The sequence below is a fragment of the Desulfovulcanus ferrireducens genome (assembly GCF_018704065.1).
Lineage (GTDB): Bacteria > Desulfobacterota > Desulfovibrionia > Desulfovibrionales > Desulfonatronovibrionaceae > Desulfovulcanus > Desulfovulcanus ferrireducens.
This window is the reverse complement of sequence record NZ_JAGUQP010000011.1, coordinates 1-26,783: the sequence shown is the minus strand read 5'-3', so window position 1 is coordinate 26,783 and position 26,783 is coordinate 1. Positions and strand designations below refer to the sequence as shown.

The 26,783-nt window shown below is 41.5% G+C and carries 17 protein-coding genes and 2 tRNA genes; 11 read left to right on the top strand and 8 right to left on the bottom strand.

All coding sequences use genetic code 11. From position 1 onward, the window contains the following. Window positions 1–109: 109 nt before the first annotated feature. The 5 genes from KFV02_RS05300 to serS form a co-directional block, all read right to left on the bottom strand. Window positions 110–1,297: a hypothetical protein gene (locus tag KFV02_RS05300; protein WP_252380497.1), complete on the bottom strand. Its 1,188-nt coding sequence runs from the start codon at window positions 1,295–1,297 to the stop codon at window positions 110–112. Between the two features lie 88 nt (window positions 1,298–1,385). Then, entirely contained in the window at window positions 1,386–4,307 is a 2,922-nt protein-coding gene (locus KFV02_RS05295; protein ID WP_252380496.1) for an SLBB domain-containing protein, read from the bottom strand. Window positions 4,308–5,612: 1,305 nt separating this feature from the next. Next, window positions 5,613–5,688: transfer RNA gene (locus KFV02_RS05290), tRNA-Glu, on the bottom strand. Window positions 5,689–5,710: 22 nt separating this feature from the next. Continuing rightward, window positions 5,711–5,786 (bottom strand) — tRNA-Lys (locus KFV02_RS05285). 47 nt (window positions 5,787–5,833) lie between these two features. Next, on the bottom strand, window positions 5,834–7,120 hold the full coding sequence (gene serS / locus KFV02_RS05280; protein WP_252380495.1) for a serine--tRNA ligase: 1,287 nt from the start codon (window positions 7,118–7,120) through the stop codon (window positions 5,834–5,836). Window positions 7,121–7,857: 737 nt separating this feature from the next. On the opposite strand from serS, the gene groES reads away from it, so the two are divergent. From groES to KFV02_RS05265, 3 genes are all read left to right on the top strand, one after another. After that, window positions 7,858–8,148: a co-chaperone GroES gene (groES, locus tag KFV02_RS05275; RefSeq protein WP_252380494.1), complete on the top strand. Its 291-nt coding sequence runs from the start codon at window positions 7,858–7,860 to the stop codon at window positions 8,146–8,148. 31 nt (window positions 8,149–8,179) lie between these two features. After that, on the top strand, window positions 8,180–9,811 hold the full coding sequence (gene groL / locus KFV02_RS05270; RefSeq protein ID WP_252380493.1) for a chaperonin GroEL: 1,632 nt from the start codon (window positions 8,180–8,182) through the stop codon (window positions 9,809–9,811). 518 nt (window positions 9,812–10,329) lie between these two features. Further along, window positions 10,330–12,960 (top strand): cobyric acid synthase, encoded by a 2,631-nt coding sequence (locus tag KFV02_RS05265; protein WP_252380492.1) that lies wholly within the window; start codon window positions 10,330–10,332, stop codon window positions 12,958–12,960. A gap of 28 nt (window positions 12,961–12,988) precedes the next feature. Here the strand turns inward: KFV02_RS05265 and KFV02_RS05260 are convergent, their stop codons facing one another. From KFV02_RS05260 to KFV02_RS05250, 3 genes are read right to left on the bottom strand one after another with little or no spacing between them, the layout of a single operon-like run. Next, window positions 12,989–14,272 (bottom strand): transcription antitermination factor NusB, encoded by a 1,284-nt coding sequence (locus tag KFV02_RS05260; RefSeq protein ID WP_252380491.1) that lies wholly within the window; start codon window positions 14,270–14,272, stop codon window positions 12,989–12,991. Further along, a complete protein-coding gene (locus KFV02_RS05255; RefSeq protein ID WP_252380490.1) occupies window positions 14,269–15,093 on the bottom strand; it encodes a DUF116 domain-containing protein in 825 nt (274 codons plus the stop codon). Before KFV02_RS05255 ends, KFV02_RS05260 begins: the two co-directional genes overlap by 4 nt. A gap of 17 nt (window positions 15,094–15,110) precedes the next feature. Beyond that, window positions 15,111–16,490: a sigma-54-dependent transcriptional regulator gene (locus KFV02_RS05250; protein WP_252380489.1), complete on the bottom strand. Its 1,380-nt coding sequence runs from the start codon at window positions 16,488–16,490 to the stop codon at window positions 15,111–15,113. A 516-nt stretch (window positions 16,491–17,006) separates the two neighbouring features. Here KFV02_RS05250 and larB point away from each other — a divergent pair. The 8 genes from larB to KFV02_RS05210 all read left to right on the top strand — a co-directional run bounded on the left by larB (window position 17,007) and on the right by KFV02_RS05210 (window position 26,605). Further along, window positions 17,007–17,771 (top strand): nickel pincer cofactor biosynthesis protein LarB, encoded by a 765-nt coding sequence (gene larB, locus KFV02_RS05245; protein ID WP_252380488.1) that lies wholly within the window; start codon window positions 17,007–17,009, stop codon window positions 17,769–17,771. Next, a complete protein-coding gene (locus KFV02_RS05240; RefSeq protein ID WP_252380487.1) occupies window positions 17,768–18,871 on the top strand; it encodes a glycosyltransferase in 1,104 nt (367 codons plus the stop codon). The genes larB and KFV02_RS05240 overlap by 4 nt, the downstream gene beginning before the upstream one ends. A gap of 38 nt (window positions 18,872–18,909) precedes the next feature. Further along, window positions 18,910–19,920, top strand: coding sequence for a glycosyltransferase (locus KFV02_RS05235; RefSeq protein ID WP_252380486.1), 1,011 nt, complete (start codon window positions 18,910–18,912; stop codon window positions 19,918–19,920). 45 nt (window positions 19,921–19,965) lie between these two features. Further along, window positions 19,966–21,210, top strand: a complete 1,245-nt coding sequence (locus KFV02_RS05230; protein ID WP_252380485.1) for an O-antigen ligase family protein — start codon at window positions 19,966–19,968, stop codon at window positions 21,208–21,210. Between the two features lie 266 nt (window positions 21,211–21,476). Beyond that, the gene (locus KFV02_RS05225; RefSeq protein WP_252380484.1) at window positions 21,477–22,433 is read left to right on the top strand and encodes a glycosyltransferase; all 957 of its coding nucleotides are present in this window, start codon (window positions 21,477–21,479) and stop codon (window positions 22,431–22,433) included. Window positions 22,434–22,664: 231 nt separating this feature from the next. Further along, window positions 22,665–23,741 carry a glycosyltransferase family 4 protein gene (locus tag KFV02_RS05220; RefSeq protein ID WP_252380483.1) on the top strand — a complete coding sequence of 359 codons (1,077 nt, stop codon included), beginning with the start codon at window positions 22,665–22,667 and terminating at the stop codon, window positions 23,739–23,741. Continuing rightward, the gene (locus KFV02_RS05215) at window positions 23,731–24,810 is read left to right on the top strand and encodes a polysaccharide deacetylase family protein (protein ID WP_252380482.1); all 1,080 of its coding nucleotides are present in this window, start codon (window positions 23,731–23,733) and stop codon (window positions 24,808–24,810) included. Before KFV02_RS05220 ends, KFV02_RS05215 begins: the two co-directional genes overlap by 11 nt. A gap of 7 nt (window positions 24,811–24,817) precedes the next feature. Beyond that, on the top strand, window positions 24,818–26,605 hold the full coding sequence (locus KFV02_RS05210) for an ABC transporter ATP-binding protein (protein ID WP_252380481.1): 1,788 nt from the start codon (window positions 24,818–24,820) through the stop codon (window positions 26,603–26,605). Window positions 26,606–26,783 lie beyond the last annotated feature (178 nt).

Genomic DNA, 26,783 nt, shown 5'->3' with positions numbered 1-26,783 from the left:
GTAGGTTGTTTCTTTGAAATATGCCGACCCAGCACCAACTATATAAAAATTCGTTTCGACCTTAGCAGTTCTCCAATTTCCTCGAAGTCAAATTCTCTTAACATGAGGCCTAAAAAAGATAACTCACACCCACCTCTGCCCAACCATAAGGATGATCAAAGGTTGTTTGTGTATATTTATTATATAAAAACGGAACAACTCCGTTAAATTGACTGTGAAGATAAGTTCCACCTACATGCAGGATGATATTTTGGGTCAAAAGATAAGCAATTCCCGCTCTAATTATTTGATTTTTCGGAGCATAATTGATGTCTGCATCCCTAAAAAGATACATGTAAGTATATTCAATATGAGTTATGGTATCATAAGGAGTCTGAAAGAACAAAGAAAAACCAGCACTTATATATTTCTCCTCTCTTGACATATCCAAAGGAAAGTCAGGCAAATATGACCTGTAACCATCCGGAATCATATCCTTTAAATTAGTATCCATTTTAGTATCTATATGCGTATAACCAAATTCAAAAAAAATATTCGGATAAAACTTTTCCCACGCTTTGCCCAGCGTAAAGCGTAGGTATCCTGTATAGTCCTGCAAATCTTCCATCCTCAATTCAGGTTCTGCTGTTTTAGGCAGGCCATAACGAACTACCATATCAGGATACGTTAAAACATACCACACATATTGACTATCTACTTCCAGATTTAAATTTGATTTGAACTTATGCAAATAGTAATTGATATATTCAACATTTGTGACAGAGGTGTCCTTTGTCTGATCATATTTTACCCCTATATCCACGGCAAAACAGCCATTCAAAGAATATCTGGCTGAAAACTTTAAGCCGGAGAAATTTAAGTCCACGCCCTGATAACCAAGGGTACGATAATCATAGTCAAAAGAGAGCATCAAATGGTGAGTCAAGCCATAATGTACGCCAAGGCTTAATGCTCTATAATCCCCAAAGGAAAAATTGCTGCTCACTGCCAGCTTATCCTTCTCCTTTTCTCTAAAACCGAACACATCTACAGCATCATTGAAAAAAGCATACCGCAGGTCTAATTCCAACTGGCCTTTTGGCAAAACCATTGAGGCAGGAAAATCATCTGCTGCATAAGTGAGATACAGAGGAAGTTCCTCTGCCTTTAGCTCAGCTCTGTTAAAAGTTAACAAAAATAAAGTTATCAAAATTATAAGTTCAACGCTCAACCTTCGAAGTTCGACGTTATCTTTCGATTTAAAGTTGTTTAACAGAACCGTAACCAATCGTACTCTGAAACATCCAGCATTCCGCATTTAACACCCTAAAATTTCGATTTTCCGCTTTGGAATTCATAATCACAAAATTTGAATTTTTCGCAGAGGTATCTTCACGTCGAACAGTTTAAAATAATGTCGTCATAATCACACCTGTTGTTACGGCGAGCTGAAAGAGGATTTGTGTAATGTCTTTTGTTGATCTGAGCCAGGCGATGCGGTCCAATTTTTCCGGCACTATAATGGTATCTCCCGGTTCAATGTTGAAACGATGCGAGCGCTCCCAGCGATTTAAGCGTTCATTCCACTGGAATCCCCAGGTGAGGCCTTTATGCGGTCTTACAGCGCTGCCATCTGCTTTGAGAATATAAGTCGCGTCTTTGTCCGCGTTTTGGGAGTATCCTCCTGCCAAATCAATATAACCGGATATCTTTTTCCCATGCCGGAAGATAAAAGCTGTTTGATTATACACCGCGCCAAGAACCTGCACGGTCGCCGGATTTTGTGGAATATTGAGCTTATCTCCGTCTTCTAGTTCCACATCATCCGAGTAATCTTTAAATTCTGCTAAAGGTTTTATGTCTATAACCAGCCTACCTTTGGCCTTTACTTCCCTGAGCCTGGCCAGAAATTTCTCATTTATTTTGCTCTCTTGCAGATAAATCTTTGACTCATCACCCGTAAGAGCAGTGGAAGTTTTAGCACTGCCCGCGGATAATAATTCCTGTTCCAGCTTATCGACCATCTCATTGAGGCGTTTTTGCTGCAACTTACGCACCCGTTCTCTAGTAAAAAGAGCGCCTCTCAGGTAAGCGTTTTTGGTGAAACCACCTGCACGCTTGATTAAAGATGACAACCTTTCGCCTTTTTTAATTAAATATTTGCCAGGAAAAATAACTTCCCCTTCAATCTCTACGTATTTTTCTCTGCCCCAATCAGCTATCTTTTTGATAAAAATCTTATCATACGGATGAAGTAGAATATTGTGCTGAGGTTCATCACTAAATGCCAGCTCAAGATTTATAACCCGATGCTCATACTCTGCCAGGGTATTGTTGATGATTTTATAAGAAAATACTTCTCCTTCCTTTAAGTAAGCAGAATCTTTAACATTGCCCCCGGCAAAAACCAGGTCTTTAACTGTCATCCCCTCCACAAAAGGATATGTGCCAGGCTTGTTCACTTCCCCATAAATAGTCACTGTCTGTTCTGGCATATACTCTGATATAGAGTGAACAACAATCTGATCCCCGTCCTTTAAAAGTAGATTATGTTCTTGGACGCCCAGTAATGCCTTTTTTAAATCAAATAATACTAACGATTTTTTTCTTTGTTTTTTGTCTATACGATAAAGCTCTGCCTTTTCTAAGTAGGCATCTTTTGCCAACCCACCTGACTGCAAAATCAAATCCTTGATGCGAAAACCCTTTTCAGGGATTTGATATGTTCCTGGCTTTCGCACCTTACCTTTGATGACAACAGTTGGCTTGGATTCAAAAAACCACTTGGAAAAAACATATATCCGGTCAAGGGGCTGGAGCTCTAAATCCGCCCCCTTTGCCAGAACAATCCGGGCCAGATTAAAAGGGACAAGCTTTACTCCTCCTGTTGGCTGAACAGCCCTTTTAATCAACGCATAATCAAAACAGCTGTCAGGCTGCAGGCTCTCAGGACCTTTGATTATCTCACGTAAGGTCAGGCCTGGATGCCAGGCATATGTGCCGGGCCGCAAAACATTGCCATAGAGCTCAACCCTGTTGGCTGTCTCAGGAATAATGGAAAATACTTTAATCAAATCCCCATCCTGCATGGAAAGTTCTTTTAAATTTTTCAAATCCCTGGCATTTATATCCACTACCTTTTTCCATGCGTGCTTCTCAGCCCTTTCCACCTGAATCATCTGTTTCCAGGCCACAGGCGTTAAGGCACCGGCCAACTCTAAAGCCTCGACCAGGTTTGTCTCTTGCTTGAGTTCATAAATGCCGGGCCTTCTGACATTGCCAGCAATACCCACCAGAGGGCCAGCCAAGGGCACAAAAACAATGTCTCCATTTCTAAGTCGCCTATCCTTGCTTTTATCTCCATCAAGGAGCAAATCATATAAGTCTAACACACTTATGGTTTCATTTTCCCTTTTTAAAGAAATTTTTCTCAGGGAGCCGCGCCCTGTTGACCCGCCAGCCGCTATCAGGGCATCCAGCATAGTGGTCATAGCTGTAAGATTATATGGACCGGGCCTTTGTACTTCACCCAGTACAAAAACCTGAAATTGATGCAGCCTGGAGAGAGTAATAGCCACGTCTGTCCCGGTAATCCTGGTAGCCTGCTTGACAAGAAATTTTTCCATCTGCTCATAACGCATGCCGGCAACTGTTAACGGACCGATTTGTGGAAACATAATTCGTCCATCCGCGCCAACACGCAGGGTGTATTGCGTGTTGATCCGTCCCCAGACAAAAACCTGGACCTCATCTCCGGGACCTATAATATAATCAGGGGCCACAGGCTGGGCAGGTATAGGCTTGGCAAGGCCATGCTGAAAAAGATTGTACCCAAATGGCCTTAACTCGGTGCTGACCTTTAAGACACCTGTCTTGTTCGTTAGATATTGTCGAAAAAGAGAAACAACATCATCGATCTTTTTTCCATTCACATCCGGAGTTTGTGAGGGTTGCTGTTTTTGACCTTTCTTCTCCAGAGACTCAATCAATCTTTTCCCTTCTTCAACTTCGGCCGGCTTTAATCCCTTAAATTCAGGATTATTTTTTATTGCATCTACAGCCTCTGGGGTAAGTCCCCCACCTTGTTCTTGCACTTTCTGCTTAATGACCTGCTGCTGAGCAGGAGTAAAGGTTCCAAGGAGTTGCTGCCCTGTAAGAGGAAGAGAGCCAGAAGGCCCTTGCATGGAAGCACTTGCCTGCTGCACTCCTGCCCGGAGGACAGATCCGCTTCCGTCTAAAACAACCGTTCCAGGAGTTTGAAAGGCGTACAACCCCCCTGCCAGCGAATAATAAACAAGGCAACACAAACCAAAAAAATATTTTGTCATATAGTTCTCTCCTTCACTATTTAACAGCGAGACATTAGCGGGCCTAAGAAACAAGTGGAGTCTCCGACTATTAAAGCCCTCTCCTTTCGTCAAAAAATATGATAAATTATGTGCAGTTAATGCATTATAAATTATTTCAATACAAGCAAGTATATTTTAAAAAATTAAGACTACACTAATAGTGTATTAATAACAACGCCTAATTCAATAATAATTTTTTAAAAAATTAAATAAAATTATTTTTTTGGAATTTATCTTAGCCTTTTTATCACATTTTTATAATGAATATCAACTACATAGTCATAAATTGATAAAATCAAACTAAAAAAAATATGCCTTGCAATTTAAGATAAATTTGTTCTTGAAGCTTTAAAAAAATTGATAAAATATTAGGCGATCAACTTGAAAAAAAATTGAGCAAACACTACTTTCATTGTCCTGTCTGAAAAATTATTAAATTTTAAATTTAGCTTGTTTCATTTGAAAAATAACTCGATTTTGCATCTTTTTTTGTAAAATTCAGCGATTGTCAGGCCAAAACTAATTTGCTCTCTTCATACTGGCAAAAAGCGAAATGAAATACTCAAACCCAAATGGAAGGAAGAGAGGGAGTCGACTCTAAAGACTCAGGGCATGGGAGATGCATTCGTGGGCGCAGCCGATGGCTGCACTTTGGTTTAGTAAGGGGAGTAGGTGAGAGGTTGAGTAGGTGAATAGAAATTTAGCCGGGCGTATCCGACTAGGAGCACTGACGCTTTCCCAGCTAATTTTTGAATCTCTTGCCCGCTCACGTTGGTCGCAATAGACGCGGAGACACAGAAGGGCTATCTCATCTAACTGTGCTATACTTTCAATATGTTAAAAAATACTACCTCGCGCCATGCCGCAAAGACGCAAAGTTTTTTTGAGCTGGCTTTAGATTAAACCCAGCTCAAGGGCTTTCGGCCCTTCGGGCCGAGGGGCTTTTGTTCGGCTTGGAACTCAAGCTGAACAAAAAATCTCTTTTCCTTGGCGTCTTTGCGGCTTGGCGCGAAATTATTCTTTAAAGTTAGATGAGATGGCCCTGAGGCACAGAGGTTCTTGCTGGCCGCCCGAGTTGGGAGTTGGGCTATACAATACCAAGAAAGCTCCCGGACTATGCTCAGGAAAAGGGGTTTAATGGCTAGATTAAAAGTAGGTGTAAGCTCTTATTTGACATAAAAAAGCCTCTAACCTGGTGGTTAGAGGCTTAGAATTATTTTCCAACCAAAAGTGCCAACTTTTACTTTGGCCTTTTTGGATTATCTTCTATCTATTTGATTTTCTTGGCGTCCCCAGGGGGATTTGAACCCCCGTTACCGGCGTGAGAGGCCGGCGTCCTAGGCCACTAGACGATGGGGACATTAAAAGGGGGACATAAAAAATGGTGGGCCGTGCAGGGATCGAACCTGCGACTCTCTGCTTAAAAGGCAGATACTCTACCGACTGAGTTAACGGCCCAACCAAAGAAGAAACCTCTTTATTGCTCTCCAATGAAAATGTCAAGATTATTTTTCTTTTTTGGGCTCAATTTTTTCCAATCCACCCAAATATGGCCGTAGCACTTCCGGAACAAGCACGCTACCATCGGCTTGCTGATAATTTTCAAGGATTGCCACCATGGTCCTGCCCACAGCCAATCCAGAGCCATTTAAGGTGTGGACAAAACGGGCTTTTTTACTGTTCTTGGGTTTAAACTTGATATTGGCCCGCCTGGCCTGAAAATCTTCAAAATTGGAACATGAAGATATCTCTCTATACTTGCCCTGGCCGGGCAGCCAGACTTCTATGTCGTAGGTCTTGGCAGCGGAAAAGCCTAAGTCTCCGGTACATAGCGTGACCACCCGATAATGTAGTTTCAGTTTCTGCAAAATACTTTCCGCATGTCCGAGCAAAGTTTCTAATTCCTGATAGGAGTTATCAGGATGGACAAAGCGGACCAACTCTATCTTGTTAAATTGATGCTGTCTGATAATACCTTTGGTGTCCTTGCCATATGAACCGGCCTCAGAACGAAAACAGGGAGTATAGGCGACATAGGCCAAGGGTAGATCCTTTTCCTCCAAAACTTCATTTCGATGGATATTGGTCACAGGCACTTCAGCCGTAGGAATTAAATAATAATCCCAGTTTTCTAGTTTGAACAAGTCCTGCTCAAATTTAGGCAACTGCCCGGTTGCTGTCATGCTTGCACGATTAACAATAACAGGAGGCAAGACTTCTGTGTAACCGTTTTCATTAGTCTGCACATCAAGCATAAAATTAATCAATGCCCGCTCTAAACGAGCTGCCCAGCCCCAATAAAGGGCAAATCTAGAGCCGGTTATCTTGGCTGCGCGATCAAAATCCAGCCCGCCCAAACTGACCCCGATTTCCCAGTGTTCTTTGGGCGCAAAATCAAACGAGGGCTTGTCTCCCCATTTTTTCTCCTCTTTATTGTCCTGCTCATCTTTGCCCACGGGCACACTTTCGTGGGGTATATTCGGAATGGACAAAATCCACTCCTGAACTTCTTCTTCAACCTGCTTTAGTTGCTTGTCCAACTCTTTGATCTTCTGCGACAAGCGGCCAAGTTCGGCAAAAAGATCACCGGGGTCCTGGCCCTGCTTTTTCATCCTGGCCACCTGCTCCGAAGCCCTGTTACGCTCCATTTTTAAGGCTTCAACCTCTTGCAGCAGAGTCCTGCGCTTATTATCCAGATCTTGATACTCTGCAAGGTCCAGACTGGAATTTCTCTGTTGTAGTGCTTTCACAACCAAATCAAAATTTTTCCGAATAAACCTAATATCCAGCATAATTATATCTCCTGCCTTAATTTCTTAGTGCCGAGGACTAAAGGTGGGTCAAAAAGACTCTTGACTATAGAGCCTGTGGCCAACCCACATCCTACCCCCTAATTGAAAGTCTTGGTTTGTGAAGTGCATTGCAAATGGCTTGGGTAACCCATCTTGATGAAGCTTGCGGAAAAAACAGAGCATCGGGGGAATGGGTTAAACATTTTGCGAAATTTTACATAGACTATCCTTCATTAAAAGAATATTCGATAACCCAAAGTATCCCATTATACTCTGGCCGCAAGCAAGTTTTGAGAACATGTCCAAGCCTTTGCACCAGCATGAAAGAAACCAAGACTGAAAGAACCTAATCAGTAAAAGGGTTTGGCCACAGACCCTGTAAGAATGAATAATTTTTTACAAAAACAAAACTTTTCCTTGTGCATCATCTCGTTATTATTTAGTACCCAACCAAACTAGCTGCCCAAAACTTTAGGTTTTGTCAAAATTTTGCGAAAAATCGTTATTTCCCGGAGCTTGAAAACTATTCTTTTTAACGCCATTCCTCCCACGTTCCTTGCTTGTCTACTCAAACTCCCAATTACATAACCACCTAATAACTTTGGCAATTTTTCTCATCAAGAAAAAATTTTAAAATTTTATTAGCACTCACTCTTGACGAGTGCTAATACGATGTTTATATGGCGGGACGACTTTGAGGAACAGGAAATTTTAAAACTCAAATGGAGGTGAATAGCATGAACTTAAAACCTTTACACGATCGTGTTCTGGTTAAACGTTTGGAAGAAGAGGAAGTAACCAAAGGTGGAATCATCATTCCTGATACTGCAAAAGAAAAGCCCATCAAGGGTGAAGTTGTTGCTGTAGGCCCTGGCAAAATAGCCGATGATGGCAAAACCATCCCTATGAGCGTCAAGGCAGGGGATAAAATCTTATTCAACAAATATGCCGGCACTGAAGTCAAAATTGATGGTGTTGAACATCTGGTAATGCGCGAAGACGATATTTTGGCTATCATCGAAAGCTAAAGCAACAACAAAATATTAAGGAGGAGAAAATATGTCTGCAAAAATTATAAAGTTTGATGCTAAGGCACGGGAAAAACTTAAAAAAGGTGTAGACGCCCTAGCTGAAGCTGTAAAAGTAACACTGGGCCCCAAAGGCCGCAACGTAGTAATTGAAAAGTCTTTTGGCTCTCCATTAATTACTAAGGATGGTGTTACCGTAGCCAAAGAAATCGAGCTCGAAGACAAGTTCGAGAACATGGGAGCCCAGATGGTTAAAGAAGTAGCCAGCAAGACAAGTGATGTTGCTGGTGACGGTACCACCACAGCAACTGTTCTCGCCCAAGCTATCTTCACCGAAGGCCTGAAACTCGTAGCTGCTGGCCGCAATCCCATGGCTATTAAGCGCGGTATTGACAAGGCCGTTGATGCAGTTGTTGCTGAGCTGGAAAAGATTGCCAAACCTACCCGCGATCAAAAAGAAATCGCCCAGGTTGGAACCATTTCAGCCAACAATGACGCCACCATCGGTAACATTATTGCCGAGGCCATGAACAAGGTTGGTAAAGAAGGCGTTATTACTGTTGAAGAGGCCAAAGGCCTGGAGACCACCCTGGATGTGGTTGAGGGTATGCAGTTTGATCGCGGATATCTTTCCCCATACTTTGTTACCGACCCAGAAAAGATGGTCTGCGAGCTGGATGAGCCTCTGATTCTCATCAATGAGAAAAAGATCTCCAACATGAAAGATCTCTTGCCTGTCCTCGAGCAGGTAGCCAAGATGGGCAAGCCTCTGGTCATTATTGCTGAGGATGTAGAAGGCGAAGCACTGGCCACACTGGTAGTAAACAAACTGCGCGGCACCTTGCAGGTAGCTGCTGTTAAGGCTCCTGGCTTTGGTGAACGCCGCAAAGCCATGTTGCAGGACATTGCCATCTTAACCGGTGGTCAGGTTGTTTCTGAAGACCTTGGCATCAAGCTGGAAAACATCACCATCAATGATCTGGGTCAGGCCAAACGCGTTGTCATCGACAAAGAGAACACCACCATTGTTGACGGCGCTGGTAAGCCTGAAGATATCAAGGCCAGGGTTAAACAGATCCGGGCTGAAATTGAAGAGACCACCTCTGACTACGATCGTGAAAAATTGCAGGAGCGCTTGGCCAAAATCGTTGGCGGCGTAGCTGTAATCAATGTTGGCGCAGCCACCGAGACCGAGATGAAAGAGAAGAAAGCTCGCGTCGAGGATGCCTTGAATGCAACTCGGGCTGCAGTAGAAGAAGGTATTGTACCTGGCGGTGGCGTTGCCTTGATCAGGTCTATGAACTGCCTGGACGACGTAAAGCCTGCAGATGATGACGAAGCCGCAGGTGTAGAAGTTGTCCGCAAGGCTATCCAGGCTCCTCTGCGTCAAATCTGCCGCAATGCTGGCTTTGAAGGCGCAGTAATCATCGAAAAGGTTAAAGAAGGCAAGGATGGCGAAGGCTTTAATGCTGCCACTGGAGAGTTTGAGGATCTCATCAAAGCCGGTGTAATTGATCCTAAGAAGGTAACTCGTATCGCTCTCCAGAACGCTGCTTCTGTAGCTTCCTTGCTCCTGACAACTGAGGCAGCCATTGCTGAAAAACCTGAAGAAAAGAAAGATATGCCTCCAATGCCTGGCGGCGGAATGGGCGGCATGTACTAATATAAAACTATATAAACAAAATAAACAAAGATACCGAAAAAGGCCGGACAAGTTCCGGCCTTTTTATTTATAAAAGCTCATATTTTAACCGCAGACCCACGCAGATGGACGCAGACAAGCGCGTCCTGCGACTTGCCGGTCGCGCTGCTGTCCCGGCCTGAAAGGCCGGGAAGGATATTTGAGTTTCGATTCTTGTCGTATCGGATACGGCTATCAGCACACCTGGAAACTAATAGTTACTAACCTTAACCACGGCCTGAAAGGCCGTCAGGTTTTTGTTCGGCAACGTCTGCCGAACAAGAATGTCTGCGTTAGTCTGCGTGGGTCTGCGGTTAAAAAGTGCATTAGATGGTTTACCCAAGCCTTTTGTAATGCATTTCAGAAACCAACACTTTCAACCAGCGGATAAGCATAGGGTTCAGCCACTGGCTCTAAAGTTGCGTCAAACGAATTGTTGTGTTTAAATCGAAACGAGTTTGACTTGATACCCTAACCTTTAAGCCCTACACTGTATTTCTATGCACGGAGGAAATATCTGGGCGGCAGCCAAGCGGATTGGTTGTTCGCCTCAGGAAATTTTAGACTTTTCCGCCAGCATCAATCCTCTTGGCCCGCCAGAATGGGTTGGCCAGATGATGGCTGAAAATTTATGGCAAATCGCCCATTATCCAGACCCCCACAACCTGGAACTCAAACAAAGCGCAGCTAGTTTTTACGGGGTTAGCCCAGAAGAAATTGTTGTAGGTAATGGGGCATCAGAGATACTCTCTGTGGTACCCAGATTATTCCCTGTACGCCAGGCCGTTATCCCGGTACCTTCTTACGTAGAATATGAACGTATAGCAGATATATATGGACTAGGGATAAAATATATCTACCTGAAAGAGGAAAATGATTTTCAACTGGATTTGCAGGAGCTGGAACAATCTCTAAAAGAGCCGGCCCTGGTCTTCCTTGGGCAACCCAACAATCCCACAGGGCAGACAATCCCTGCCCAAAAGCTAGCCAGCCTGGCCCAAAATCATCCCCAAAGTTTTTTTGTTGTCGACGAGGCCTTTGCAGATTTTGCGCCGTCCATTTCGCGCATGTTTTTATTCTCCCTGCCCAATGTAGTCACGATTATCTCTTTGACCAAATTTTTTGCGCTACCAGGTCTAAGGGTTGGACTGGCCATCGCCCGCAAACCACTTGCCCGAAAAATAGAAAATTTTCTTCCACCCTGGTCGGTTAACTTCCTGGCCCAAAAAATTGCTGCTGGTGCCTTGAATGACCAAAACTTCGTTCGCCAGACCCATAAAACTCTGCCCGAATTCAAGGAAAAATTTATCTCGGATCTAAAAGAGCTCCCAGAACTGACGATTTTCCCTGGCCAAGCCAATTTTATCCTGGTCAAACTCAATAAAAAGAACCTTGCCTCTACCTACCTGGCCGAAAAATTACTGCCTCAAAAAATTCTTATCCGCACATGTACCAACTTTAAGGGGTTGGGCTCTAAATTTTTCCGCCTGGCAATAAAAACGCCTGAACAAAACCAGGCCCTGGTCAAAAGCTTGAAATCTATCTTATCTGATCTCTCATCTTCTCATGCTCTCATCTTCCCAACCTCCAACCTTCCCAACTTCCCGACTTCACAACGGATCCGTCACCAAAAAAGAAAAGCAAAAGCGATCATGGTCCAGGGGACCAGTTCCAATGCCGGCAAAAGTATCCTTGCTGCTGCCCTGGGACGAATTTTTCTTCAGGATGGCTTTAAAGTTGCCCCGTTTAAGGCCCAAAACATGTCTCTGAATTCGTTTGTCACCCGGGAAGGGTTGGAGATGGGCAGAGCCCAGGTAGTCCAGGCACAGGCCTGTCGCCTGGACCCGGATGTGCGCATGAACCCTGTTTTGCTCAAACCCAATTCTGAAACAGGGTCCCAGATTATTGTCATGGGCAAGCCTGTAGGCAATATGAATGTCAACGAATATATCCGGTTCAAGCCAAAAGCCTTCCGGGCAGCACAAGACGCATTTGACCAACTGGCCAGCGAATTTGAAATTATAATTTTAGAAGGAGCGGGAAGCCCGGCTGAAATTAACTTAAAAAGCCACGACATAGTAAACATGTGTATGGCCAGATACGCTGAGGCCAAGGTCTTGCTTGTCGGAGATATAGACAGAGGAGGTATATTTGCCTCTTTTGTGGGCACTCTGGCCCTTCTTGACAAATGGGAGCAGGATTTAATCTGTGGCCTGGTCATCAATAAATTTCGCGGGCAAAAAGACTTGCTGAAGCACGCATTGGACTTTTGCTCACTATCAACAGGCAAGCCTTTCCTGGGCATTGTCCCTTATATTGACAGGCTGGGTCTGCCGGAGGAAGATTCCGTAAGCTTCAAAGATAAGCTCAGCCTTTCCCGACAAGGCAGGACAAAGTGTGCAGACAAAGTAGTCATAGGAGTCGTGGACCTTCCACACATTTCTAATTTCAATGATATTGATCCCCTCTACCTTGAACCTGACTCAGAGGTAATCATTTTAAAATCTGCAACAGATATAAAACAGATGGACGCCCTTATCCTGCCGGGCAGCAAAAATGTCTTTGCTGATCTTAAATTCTTACAGGACAAGGGGTTTGTGCAGGCTATTTTAGATTTCACTCTTGATGAGAAAAAAGAGCTGGTCGGTATTTGCGGTGGTTTTCAAATGCTGGGGACAAAGATTAAAGATCCGCACAAGATTGAGTCTGACAAAGCTGAAATACCTGGACTAAACTTACTTCCAATTATAACTGTCCTGTCACCGGAAAAAACCCTCTCTCAGGTCCAAGGCGTATGGTACGAAAATAAAATCCCCATCAAAGGCTATGAAATCCATCACGGAAAAAGCCACCCCCTAGCCAATCTGAATCCTGTCATCGTTAGTAACGAGCAGAAACCATTAGGTTATGGTTTAAAAAACAGAAGTATCTGGGGCACTTATGTTCATGGCATCTTTGACAGTGATGCATTTCGGCGGTTTTGGCTGGACAAAGTAAGAGCCCAAAAAGGACTCTCCCCTCTAAAACACATCCAGAGCCACTATGATCTGGAGCCTGCTTTAGAACGCCTGGCAGATATCGTCCGCCAGAATTTAGACCTGGATAAAATTTACTCTTTGCTGGGAGCTTAGGCAGTTACCTTCCTAACTTCCCAACTTCCTAATCTCCTAACTTCTTCTTCCTAAGCCTTGCTCCAAAAAAGAACTCCTTTAGCCCCTTTTGCTCATCGGTTTGAAAGGTCCGTATAAGTTGCAAGGATTTGTTTTCTTTAACCAGCCTTTTGATTTGTTCCTCGTTTTCATCTGGATTCAAGGTACAGGTAACATAGATAAGCTCTCCACCTCGAGGTAGAAGGCTGGCAGCACATTTAAGCATTCTGGACTGAACCGATATAACCTTTTGAATATCTTTTGGCTTTCTTTTCCACTTAATATCTGGCCGACGGCTTAAGACCCCAAGACCTGAGCAAGGCACATCGAGCAAAATTGTTGACGGGCGTATCTTCAGTGGAGGATAAAAACTAGACCCCACAAAATAGGGGAAAGTTGACTTTAAACGCCTGGCTTCACCCTTTAATCCTTTGATCCGGCCCAAATGCACATCACTGGCTAGCACCTTGCGCCCCAGCCTATGCAAGAGAAATGTTTTTCCTCCCCGACCTGCACAGGCATCCCAGATGGGCTCTGGCCAGCTTTTGGGATCAAGCTCTAAAATAACCTCCTGGCCAGCATAACTTTGCCTGGAATAAGTTATGTGGTTGAGTAGTTGATTGGTTGAATGGTTGAGTTGGCGCAAGGCTACAATAGGAGGGTGATGAGCTAAAATCACGTCTGCTGCCTCTGTGAGAAATTCACTCCAGGAAAAGAATTCACTGGCGTCAGCGTCAATCCTGATACCCAGAGGCGGTTTGGCAATACTTTGCTCCAGAATATTCCGGGTAAATTCCTGACCATAGGCTTTCAGCCACAGATTAACAATCCACTCCGGACAAGAGTAATATCTGGACAAAAAAATATTTCTTGGTGGATTATCCTGCCTAAACAGCCTCTCATCATGAGCATCCAACCTGGATAGCTTGCGTAGTACCGCATTGGCCACATTAGCCAGTCCCTGCCCGAAACCTTTTTTTACAGCTGCCACAGCCCAGGACACGGACGCATAAGCAGGGATTTTTAAAAACAAGAGTTCATAACCAGCCAGCCCCAAAATTAACCTTACTTTTGGGGGCAACTTTTCCGGAGTCTTAAGATAGAGGGAAAGGAGATGGTCAACACGACCTTTCAAACGCAAGTATCCATAACAAAGCTCAGTTATCAGCCCCTTGTCTTCATCTCTGGCTACTTTTCTCAAATGTTCATCCAGGCTAGCTTGCAGTTCCCTGCGACTGTTTAGTACTTGAGACAGGATTTTTAGGGCCAGCTGGCGTGCGTTTGTTGGCTTCATCTTTTAGACAAGGGCAGGACAAACTTGTTTAAAACCCACTGCACATGGTCAAGAAGGACCAGTGTATCTATGCACGGGCCACTGGGTCTTAGATTGAGGATGCCATAAACAGGGATAGGATAAGTATCTTGAATACCACTGGCCAAATCCCGTTCACAGGCCACAGCAATAATAAATTTTGGCCTGGCCTGAACAACTATTCGCCTGGCAATGGTCCCGCCGGTAGCAATAGCCAGCTTGACCCCATATTTTTCACTTAAATCCAACAATCCGGCAATGGGACATTTACCGCAACGTTTACAGTTGAAGATATCGTAGGTCAGCCTGATCTTGCACGAACTGCTTTGCAAGCAATGAGGCATGAGCATGAGCACATCATTTGAAGCGTATTGTTTATGCTCAGCGCTTACCAGTTCGTTATTTACCTTGATAAAAGAAGCGCGCACTTTTTGTTTCGGGATACCGAGCAGCCGACCAAGTAATGTCATCAAAGGTAAAAAAAACTTTATGGATAAGCCGCGCAATTTTTGCGAAAAGAAAATATTTTTACCCAGGAGGATATTTATGATCAGCCCCAAAGAGGCCCAGGCAATAAAGACAATCAGGCCTAAAACCAGAAAACCTAAAATCCAAGGGGCCAAAGGGTGAATATTCTTTAAGCCTACATAGGGAATAATCCAAAGTAGGACCAAAGATATACAGATTAAAATGGATGTGCCTGTAATCAGGCCGATAAAAAGCCTTTTCCGGGCCACAAAAGAAGAATCTATCTCCTTCTCCAGAAAAAGTGACTTGTCATGAGGTTTAGAAGCATCGAGCATTTTGCTAATCAAGAGAGTTAAGGGATAACCAAGCCCTGTTTGCGATATTCATTCAGCTTATTACGTAATGTGCGCACTGAAATACCGAGTAGTTCCGAGGCCTGCGTCCTGTTTCCACCGGTTTTTTGCAAGCTTTTTAGAATCATCCTCTTTTCCATCTCGTGCAAAGGCAAAACTTCATCATTTTTTTCTGAAAAATCTTGTTTCTCTATAGGTGGTTTCTTTTCCTCTAAACATATCTCATCAGGCCACTCTTCGCCTTCCAGCAGAAAGTGCTTGACTTCAATCTTTCCTTTTCCGGCCAAAAGTACCGCCCTTTCCATAAGATTTTGCAATTCACGCACATTGCCCGGCCAATCATAATCCATGAGCCATTTTTTGGCCTGTTCAGAAAACTCTAGAGGAGACACGCCATACTCTCGACAAAATTTACGCACAAAATATTCGGCTAACAACAAAACATCACTGCCTCTCTCCCTTAGAGGAGGAAGCTTCAACGGGATCACATTTAAACGATAAAAAAGATCCTGCCTGAACTCTTTTTTTTGCACGCATTCCTCTACATCTCTATTGGTAGTGGCTAGCACACGTACATCTACCTTGATAGTCTCTGTTCCTCCCACCCGGTCGATTTCATTTTCCTGCAAAACTCTAAGCAACTTTGCCTGCAAAGACATGTCCATTTCTGTAATCTCATCCAAAAGGATGGTTCCTCCACTGGCCAGCTCAAACTTCCCCAGCTTACGGCTAATGGCGCCAGTAAAGGCTCCCTTTTCATGCCCAAAAAGCTCACTTTCCAAAAGATGTTCAGGCAGGGCCGCGCAATTTATGGCTACAAATGGCATCTCTGCCCTGGAACTTTGATAATGCAGGTACCGGGCAAACAACTCTTTACCTGTGCCGGACTCTCCAGAAATAAGCACGGTCGCCTTCGAGTTAGCAACTCTACGGGCCAAGGCCAAAACATTTTTTATGCTTGGATGTTCGCCGATTATTTCAAATTTTGCCGTACTTTTTGGACGAATATCTTTTGTCGCTCGAGACTTTTTCTGAGGTAAAATGGCCTTTATCTTATCCCAGATTAAAGGAGTAAGCCAATAATCCTTGGCCCCTAACTCCAAAATCCTCTTGGCTTCACTCGCCGAGCCTTGTTCGGTAAATGCAACTACATCAACTTTATAATTTAGCCCTGATATTTTATGCAGCAAGTCCTCAATCCTGTATCCTGGCAGTCTCACTTGAGAAAAAATCAAAACCGGTTTCTTCTGTTCAATAACCTTGAGTGCGCTAGACAAGGAGTCGCTCATAATAACTCCCAGGCCATGTTCCTTAAATTGAGCGAACAGCGGCGTGACCTGATCTGCACGGGAAATAAACAAAATAGTTTTCTCGGCCATAGCCTTTGCCCATAAACTTATTGAAGGACAATTGCAATCCCGGCATTTTGAGTTTGTTGGGTTCAGGATGGAGTTTTGTTGCTGTTTAAGACTTGCCCATCAAAGAAGCGCCTGTTAATAGTGCTCCGACATCAGGTTTAAGAGAAAACCTCGCGCCAAGCCGCCAAGGTGCAAAGTTTTTTGATCTGGCTTTAGACTAAACCCAGATCAAAGCCTTTCGGCCCTTCGGGCCGAGGGGTTTTTGTTCGGCTTGGAACTCAAGCCGAACAAAAATGTCTTTTCCTTGGCGTCTTTGCGCGAGATTATTCTTTAAAATTAGATGAGATAGCCTTGGACCCTACATAAACACTTCTTGACTCGACATTTAATATAGAAATTGAAATGCTGCAATGCTGACCCCTCCTTGTTAAACTCTGCGTTTGTCTGTGTATGTTTGCGGCTAAATAAAAATTCTTGGCGAAGCAGCAAATTAAATACGCTTCCCCATGAAGGGTTGAATGGCAAAAAATTGGAAAAATGTTAAAATCAGACCTCTTATCACTTCTTAAGCAAGTGGCCTCCGGCCAAAAATCAATTTCAGAGGCTTGCACTGAAATTTCTTTACAGCCATACGAAACCTTAAGTCATGGCCTGAAAATCGATCATCAACGGGGCTTGCGTACAGGTATTGGCGAAGCAATTTTTGGCCAGGGGAAAAACCTGCTTCAGCTTGAGACAGCCATAACCGCCTTGGCCACGAAAAAAAAACCAGCCCTGGCTACCAAGGTCTCCAAAGAGCACGGACATAAACTTGCGAAAAAATTTGCGGGCAGTAAATATTTTGACCTGCCCCGTATATTTATCCTGGGTAAAGAGATTGAATTAGATGAACCATGGCCAGAGGAAGGCGACTTATTGATCATTTCCGCCGGAGGGGCTGACCTGTCTATTGCCCTGGAGGCCTATGCAACGGCAAAATTCTTGGACTTAAATGTTGGCCTCATTTCCGATGTAGGCGTGGCCGGACTGCACAGGGTAGTCTCTTTTATGCCCCAAATAAATCAGGCCAAAATTTTAATCGTAGTTGCCGGGATGGAAGGGGCCCTGCCTTCTGTTTTGGGTGGACTTACAGATAAACCAATTATAGGCGTGCCCACATCCGTAGGATATGGAACCAATTTTAACGGCCTGGCACCGATGCTTGCTATGCTCAACAGCTGTACCCCAGGTCTAGCCATAGTTAATATTGATAATGGTTTTGGGGCCGCCTGTTTAGCAAAAAAAATAATTAAAAACCAATGACGAAACCAGTTCTTTTTAGAGTAACAAACAACTTAAATATTGGAGGAGTCCAAAGAAGACTGCGTTCCCTTCTACCCCGTCTTTTGCCCTATTATGACGTCCATGTAGTTACTTATAAAGATAAGGGTATATTTTTTGACGAGTTAGCCTCTCTGGGGGTTAAGACCCATTTTATCCCCTTAAAAGGAAAATGGGACCCGGTTGGAATTTATAAAATGTCCCGCTTATTCAAAAAGTATAACGCAAAAATAGTGCATACTCATTCTTTAGGAGGGAACATTTCCGGGATATTAGCAGCGGCTTTAGCTAAGGTACCGGTGCGGATTGGACAGGTACATTTATGCCACCTACACTGGTATGCCCGAAAAAAATTACATAGAAAAAAACAAATTTTTGAGGAAAAAATAATTCATAAACTATTCACCCATAAAATAATCTTTGTGTCGAAACAATCTTTAAATTACTTCCAAAAAAACACAAAACTGCCTAAAAATAAACTCGTGATCATCCATAATGGCTTTGAGTTGCCGACTTCTACAGATGTCAAAATCCACTTAAAAAAGAAGTATCTTGACCATGCAAACCAAAAACTTGTTGGCTTCATTGGTCGCATAGCCAAGGGAAAGGGGGTAAACTTCTTTATCAAGTTTGCCCAGGAAACCCTAAAACAAAATAAAGAGCAGTTCAAATTTCTCATCATTGGAGGAGGGAATCTAGAGCCCTGGCAAAAATATGTTCGCGAAAACAAATTAACTAAACACATTCTTTTTTTAGGAGAAAAGAAGAATATTTCCGACTATTATCGGATTCTTGATTGCTTATTGTTTACTTCTGAACCTTTTGCTGAAGGTATGCCAGGAGTTGTTTTAGAGGCATGCGCTTTTGGTCTGCCAGTATTAGCAAGACCAAGTGAACCAATAAAGGAAATTAATGAATATTATTCACGAATTAAATTTATTGATGACCAAAAAAATCCTGCGGACAACCTTAATGCAGCCATTTTTCTACCGCCTTGCAGTTTAGAAAAATTCGGCAATGAATTCTCCATTGAGAATATGCTCAATAAAACATTAAATTTATATAGTTCATTAGCCCAATGAATTTGGCCTTTGTAAATTCAACACATAAATGGGGAGGAGTGAAAACCTGGACTCTGGAAGTCGCTCTGGGGTTAAAGAAGCTAGGCCATAACTCTACGATTATCGCCCGAAAAGGCCCGTTTGTGGAAAAGGCTGCTGATTTAGGTCTAAATACATGGGCTATAAATTTTGGCCCGGATTTTAACCCCATAACTATATATAAATTTTGCAGTTTTTTTAAAAAAAATAAAATAGAAAGGGTTTTAGTTAATGTTGGCAAGGATATGCGCACTGCCGGAGTAGCAGCAAGGCTTCTGAATATTCCGGTAATCCACAGGGTAGGCCTTCCCGGAGACATGAAAAATAAGTGGAATGTCAAACTTATGCATTTCTGGATTAAACCCAGAATCCTTGTGCCCTGTGAGTATATTAAAAATGGCCTACTCAAAAACCTGCCATTTCTCAAACCAGAAGAGATAACAGTGATCCTCACGGGCAAAGAACCATCACCAGAGCCGCCAAACAAAGTACATCGGCCTCTCCAGTTTATTTCTACAAGCCAACTCAATCCGGATAAAGGACATAAAGATGTTTTATATGCGTTTAGTAGATTAAAAAAACGAGGGTATGATTTTCATTATCATATTGTTGGCACAGGCAAAATAGAAAATGAATTAAAACAACTCGCCCAAACCCTTGGTCTGCAAGATAGAATTACCTGGCATGGATTTCAAAAGGACGTGCGTAAACTTTTAAGACAGACAGATATTTTTCTTTTGCCATCATACAGTGAGGGTCTGCCTAACTCTTTACTGGAAGCGATGGCCGAGAGGCTGGTTCCCATTGCCAGGGATGTTGGGGGAGTGAAAGAGGTGTGGCCTGATGGAATGCAAGAATTTCTACTCCCCTATTCAGCCAGAAAAAAAGAATTTGAGCAGATTATCAGAACAGTCTTAAAAATGACAGATTATGACATTTTAAAAATCAAAAAAATAGTTTGGGATACATCTTATAAAAAAATTAACTTTCAAATAAAGATAACTGAACTTGAGAATTATATACCTTCGTAACACTATGATTAAACACGCAATCAAAATCCAGAGAGTCTTTAAAAAATGATCATGTATAATAATCTTTCTGTTAAGGATAACATTGCCACAATTTCATATCGCTTAATGCGATTCTTTTTTGTATTTTATATACTTTTTTTTCCATTGGGCATAGCATTTAGAGAAATTGGATCATGTGGAGCTGCCATAGGCTTATTTTTTTACTACTCAACAAATTATAGAACAAGCAACCTAAAAAAGTGGAAACTTAAATGGATATACTTTATATTTATATTATACTTAATCGTAAACTCTTTTTTTGTCAGCATAAATGTCCACGAATCATGGTATGCTATATCTCACAATTTGTATAAAGGTTTTATATTAATCTTCGCAGGTATAGAATTTATACGCTCTCCTAAAGATTTACAAGTACTTGTAGTAGCATTTGCCATAATGGGATTTTATGAAGGTCTAGATGGCGTCTTTCAAGCTATCCTGGGTTATGATCTAGTTCAAGGAACCAAATTGTCCGATTGGGGGAGATTAACTGGCTCACTTTCCACACCTAGAGTTGGAAATTTGATGTCTTTAATCGTGCCCATTGCAGCAGGCTCTTATTTTATCATTAAAAACTATTGTCGCATAACTGTTGCCTTTATTATCTATCTAATTTTGCTAATTCCTCCGATTTTTTTATTACATGGAGCAAAAGCAAGAAGTGGTTGGTTTGGTTTCTTCATCGCCATTATCGCTTTTATTTATATAAGATATGGCTGGAATTTCAAAAAAACCATCGTGTTATTATTATTTGTAGCCTCAATACTAATCTTTGGGCCTGACAGAATTAACATTAAAACTCTATCTTCGGCTCCCAGACTCGAGTTGTGGCATACTGCCCTGAAGATCTTTACTCACTATCCTGTATTTGGTTCAGGCTTTAATACTTATCCAAATGCATTCAATAAACTTGGTATCATACACCAAAAAAACTCTAACCAGATACCGCATCCTCATAATATTTATTGCCAATTTCTTGCAGAAGGTGGCATCATAGGCTTCACATTGCTCATGTTATTTTTGTTTGGAAACCTCCTCTGGTCTTTAAAAAAGATAAGATTATTATTAGAATATGACTATCATAATTATTTTTTAATTATTTTTTTCTGGTCTTCCTATGCTGGTTACCTAATGACGGCATTCAGCGCCCATAACTACTTTAGAACATGGTGGCTTGGCATGGCCATGTCGATTATAGGGGTTGTTTTGGGAGGATGTACTTTAATTCAACGAGAAGAAAATGGAAATTAATATTATCCATGGATTTTTTATGTAAATAAACCTTAACAATCTTAATGAATTAATTCAAGTAGTGAGAGTAACATTCACTATGAGCTACCATTCTGCAAAAACATCGCTCCTTAAATAAATCAGGCTGAACAACAATAATAAAAATATGGGTATTAGATAAAAAAAAAAAAAAAAAAAAAAAAAAATACACGCTTATAAAATGGTCCGTGTCATTTTGTAAAAAAATGAAATAATTAATATTATCACGGTATTTTCCTGTATGTATCATGAAAATAGTTTTTTTAACACAAGGCGATAGGAATCATCCTAGCTCAAGATTTAGAGTTTTCCAATACCTAGATTTATTCAACCGGGATGGTATTGATATTTTTGCAGTGCGTTATCCTAAAAAATTTTTTCAAAAGCTAAAAATTTGTATTCGCAATTTTAATGCAGATATACTTTTTATACAAAAAAAAATACCAAGTATGTTTGACATTATTTTATTTAAAAGCTTCTTCAAAACAATTGTATTTGACTTTGATGACGCTATTTGGACCAAAACAAACTTAAACCTGGGCGAAAAAATTAAACAAAAAAAAATTGCCAAAATAAAAAGACTGGCTGATAATATCGACTTGGTGTTATGTGGAAATAGCTATCTTTATAGTTTTTTAAAAAAGTATACCAAGACGAAGATTAAAATACTTCCTACTCCTTATGAACCACCCACACTGAACCGCGACAAAAAAGAATTCACGTTAAGTAAAATTAATATATTATGGATAGGTACTAAATACAACTTAAATTATCTAAAAATATGGGAGAACAGTTTAGCTAAATTACAATGCAAATTTAATTTTAATATAATAATATGTTCAAACTTAGACAATATAAACAATGATTATTTTAAATTTAAGTTTTTATACCATAAATGGTCTATTATTACGGAAGAAAAACTTCTAAAAGAATGTCATATTGGTTTAATGCCTTTACCAAACAATGAATACACGAAAGGCAAGTGCGGATTCAAGTTAATCCAATATATGGCGAACGGATTAATTGGAATCGCGAGTAATGTCGGGTTTAACAATGAATTAATATCTGATGGTTATGATGGATTTCTTTGTAAAGATAACGACGACCTAAAATCTATTATAACTAATATTTTTTCTGGAAGAATTGATTTAACTAATATTTCACTAAACGCAATAAAAAAAATCAAAAAAATATTCTCTTTATAATTCATATTTAAAATTAAAAAAAATTCTAATCAAAACTACAAAGCAAGAAGCGTCTAATTTTAAGTCTGTAGCAACAAGAAAAATAAAACGACTAAAATATACTAACAGATACCAAAAAAATTCCTGATATGCATCTTGCGAGATCTGGATATAAACCAATAAAAAAGTAAGATTGTCTTAAAAAACAACGGGACAAAAAAGATTTTGCATAAGAATAAAAGTTAAGAAACAGTGAAAATAATATTTTTTTCATCATCTCAAACAAGCAGTGGCGGCACAAGGCAAGCATTATACAGTGCCCAGGAACTTCAAAAGTTGGGCCATGAAATTATTTTTGTTGTCCCATCCAAGTCGAGTATCATTGATAAAGGTCCTGATATAGACTGGATAGAACTTCCTGGTAAGGCAAATTTGTGGAAAAAAACCTTTTTAGACACTGTACAAAAATTTCAACCAGACATTGTCCATGCCTTCCACAATAAGGCCGTAAAAAAAATTTCCTGGTGGAGCTTGCTCTTTAAAAAAAAATATCATTTCCTATCCCTTGCTCATCGAGGGGTTGTATTCAGGCCAAACAACCCACTTCCCTACTGGTCACCAGGCATTGATTGTTTTACTGCCAATTCACACGCTTGTGCTAAAAAGCTGACCAGCATTGGTGTGCCAAGAAAAAAAGTCAAAGTTATTTATAATTGTCTACCTCCTCAAAGAGTCCTTCCGGCCAACCCACCTGATGTTATTCTAAAAAAACTTGGAATTAACAAAAAAAAGGTGATCATAGGCACAATAAGTGGAGACTCACCAAACAAGGGAATTGATGTACTCTTACAGGCTATAGCAAGATTAGATGACACCAATTTTGAGCTGATAATTATTGGGGGAACTACAAAAAAATGGCTTCCTGTTTGTCATCAATTAAATATCCATACCTTCACTCATATCCTGGGGCATCAAGAAAACATCGCTGATTATTTACAACTCTTTGATATTTTTTGCATACCATCTTTTAGTGAAAGCATGCCCAACACACTTTTGGAGGCAACCCATTTCGGGCTTCCAATTGTGGCGTCAAATGTAGGAGGTATCCCGGAGGTTCTGGAAGGCAATGGGCTTTTATTCCCCGCGGGGGATAGCAAACAATTGACCCATCACCTTAAACAACTTATCTCCTCTCCAGCTCTCAGGAACTCTTTGCGACAAAAAAGTTTGTCGTTAAAAAAACTTTTTTTGCCCCAAACAAAAGCAAGGGCCCTGGAAAATTTATACCGAAACCTGATCTCAAAAAGAGACAATACACATGTTGGATAGAATAATCCGCAGCATACCTGTTTTATGCTACCATGACATGGGTACTCCTGGTGGACATAACCTGGAGACATTTAAAAAACATCTGGCAACTATCAAAGAACTTGGCTTTCAAACCATTACTGCGAGTCATTTGTATGCCATTTTGACGGGCCAAAAAAAACTGGATGGCAAATATATTGTCCTTACTTTTGATGATTGCCATATCAGTAATTGGGTGCACACCATCCCGCTTCTGGCCAAAGAAAATATGCGAGGTGTATTTTTCACAATAACAGACTTTATTGATGAGGGGCCAGCCAGAGACCCTAATAACATTACAAAACTAGACAAATTATCCGACTCCTTTCGCAAGGCATTGAGAGACAAAGATTACTCTCAATTTATGAATTTAGGTGAATTAAAATCAGCTATGCAAGACTTTGGGATGGAAATTTATGCTCATTCAGCAAGACATCAGGGATGCTTTAAAAACACAAAGCTGGTGAGTACATTAAGCCAGGGTGGACACTGGTCCATCTATGGCATCTATAAAGAACCCCGACCAGAGTACCCTGTCTTCGAAATTGGTAGCGCCTATGTTTACAATGGCTACTGGCCCGTAGAAAATGTTCAAGGTTCAACATTCAAAGTTCAACGTTCAAGGTTCAACGTTCAAAATTCAACGGATGATCATTTTAATTTGCATCAAAAAGGCAAAATTTTTCAGGCAGGCGGAATGCATTTTAGACCACGCTCAGACGAAGAGAGATATAAATTTTGCCTGAGTGATTTTAAGCGCTCTTATGAAACAATCAGGGAAATCAATAAATCCAACCTGCAACTATTTTGCTGGCCTTGGGGACACTACGATAAATTATCCTTGACCGCCCTTAAAGAGACTGGATTTGCCGGCGCTTTTAGTCTGGAAAGATATTACAATGGTCCAGGCACAGATCCATTCAGAATCCACAGGATAGGAATAGGTCGCAAAAAAGACCACAAATGGCTTAAAACAAGATTGTATATGCACGCCAATGCGCTGGGCTCCAGAATCTTTTTCAAATTTTTCCGCAAAAAAGATCATAAATGAGGGGAAAATGAAGCTAAAATCTGACTGGTCTAACGTAAACAGCCTTAAATTACTCAAGAGATGTCTAGGCTACTTTAAACCATATAAGCTGAGAATCTTCATATCAATTGTCTCCATGTCCATAGTGGCTGCATGTTCAGCTGCTGCAGCCTTTCTGGTCAAACCTGCCCTGGACGACATTTTTATCAAAAAAGACAAACAAGCTCTTATGTACATCCCCATTCTTTTAATTATCGTCTTTATCGTCAAGGGAGTGTTCAGATTTTTACAAAATTATGAGATGAATTATTGTGGTTTAAAAGTGCTGGAACGCCTTCGCAATGAACTGCATTCCAAAATTATCTCCCTGCCTGTAAACTTCTTTGACGACAACCAAACCGGCATGCTCATGTCCAGAATCCTTAGTGATGTTACCTTAATCCGAACCAGTCTGCCTAGTATAGTCATGCTTACCAGGCAAATTTTGACCATGCTGGGCCTGTTATTTGTTGTCTTTTACCGCGACCCTTACCTGGCTTCTATCTCTATCCTGGTCCTGCCTCTGGCTATTTATCCATTTATCTATTTTGGTAAAAAATTACGCAAACTGGGGCGCAAGAACCAGAGTAAAGTGTCTGATATTGCTTCTTTCTTGCAGGAAATTTTTAGTGGTATAAAAGTGGTCAAAGCCTTTGCCACGGAAAAAAAGGAAGAAAAAAAGTTTAATCAGGAAAATTCAAGGCTGGTTAAAATTGCTATCAAGGAAATAAAATATAATGAGTTGTCCTCCCCTGTTATGGAGCTAATCGGAGCATTAGGCGCTGGGATCGTTGTCTGGTACGGAGGCAGCCTGGTCATTGCCGGAAAATCCACCCCAGGTACCTTTTTTTCATTCATGACAGCCCTCATTATGCTCTATGATCCCATAAAAAAATTGAACAGCGCCAACCTGAACATCCAGAAAGCTCTGGCAGGAGCAGAAAGAGTCTTTCAAGTTCTTGACAGCAAAGAGCTTCAAACAGAAAAATCCGGCAATTTAACCCTTAAACCGCCTTTCCAAGAATTAATCCTTAAAAATGTCACCTTTAGTTACAACGGATGTAGCACCCCAGCTGTGGACAACGTAAGCCTAAAAATTAAACAAGGCGAAAAGGTCGCTATTGTCGGCCCGAGCGGTTCAGGAAAAACTACCTTGGTTCATCTTTTGCCCCGCTTTTACTGCCATCAACAGGGAGAAATAATTCTTAACGGCCATCCCATAGAAAGATATACCCTGGCAAGCTTGCGCCTATTTATGGGCATAGTCTCACAAGACAACTTTTTATTCAACTGCAGCATTAGAGAAAACATCGCCTATGGACTTGCCGGGGTGACGGAAGACAAGATTATTGCTGCGGCCAAAGCAGCCTACGCACACGATTTTATTATGGAACTGCCTGAAAAATATGACACTGTTATTGGCGAGAGAGGAGTCAAACTCTCTGGTGGACAAAAACAAAGGCTCACCATAGCTAGAGCTCTTTTAAAAAATCCTCCGCTGCTTATTCTGGACGAAGCCACCAGCGCCCTGGATACAGAGTCTGAACGCATAGTACAAAAGGCACTGGACAATCTCATGCGCAAGCGGACAAGCATAGTTATTGCCCACCGGTTGTCAACTGTCCTTTCAGCGGACAGGATCATTGTCATGTTCAAGGGAAAAATCATCGGTGAGGGTACCCACGATGAGCTTTTACAAACGTGTTCCCTATATAAACGTCTCTATGAGATGCAATTTAATGAAAATATGAGTTCAACGTGTGAAGGTAATGGTTAATTTGTAACTAATCGCAAATGCTTAAGGTCTCTTGCGCTCCTAAAGATAGGAGGTAGAAGCTGCGGGGTACACCATTTAAAAATAACACCGCAACTACACTTACTCAACTTTCTGACACGATTAACATCCTCAAGTTACTACACAAATGAAGAGTGCATTTTCTGAAATGCATTACAAA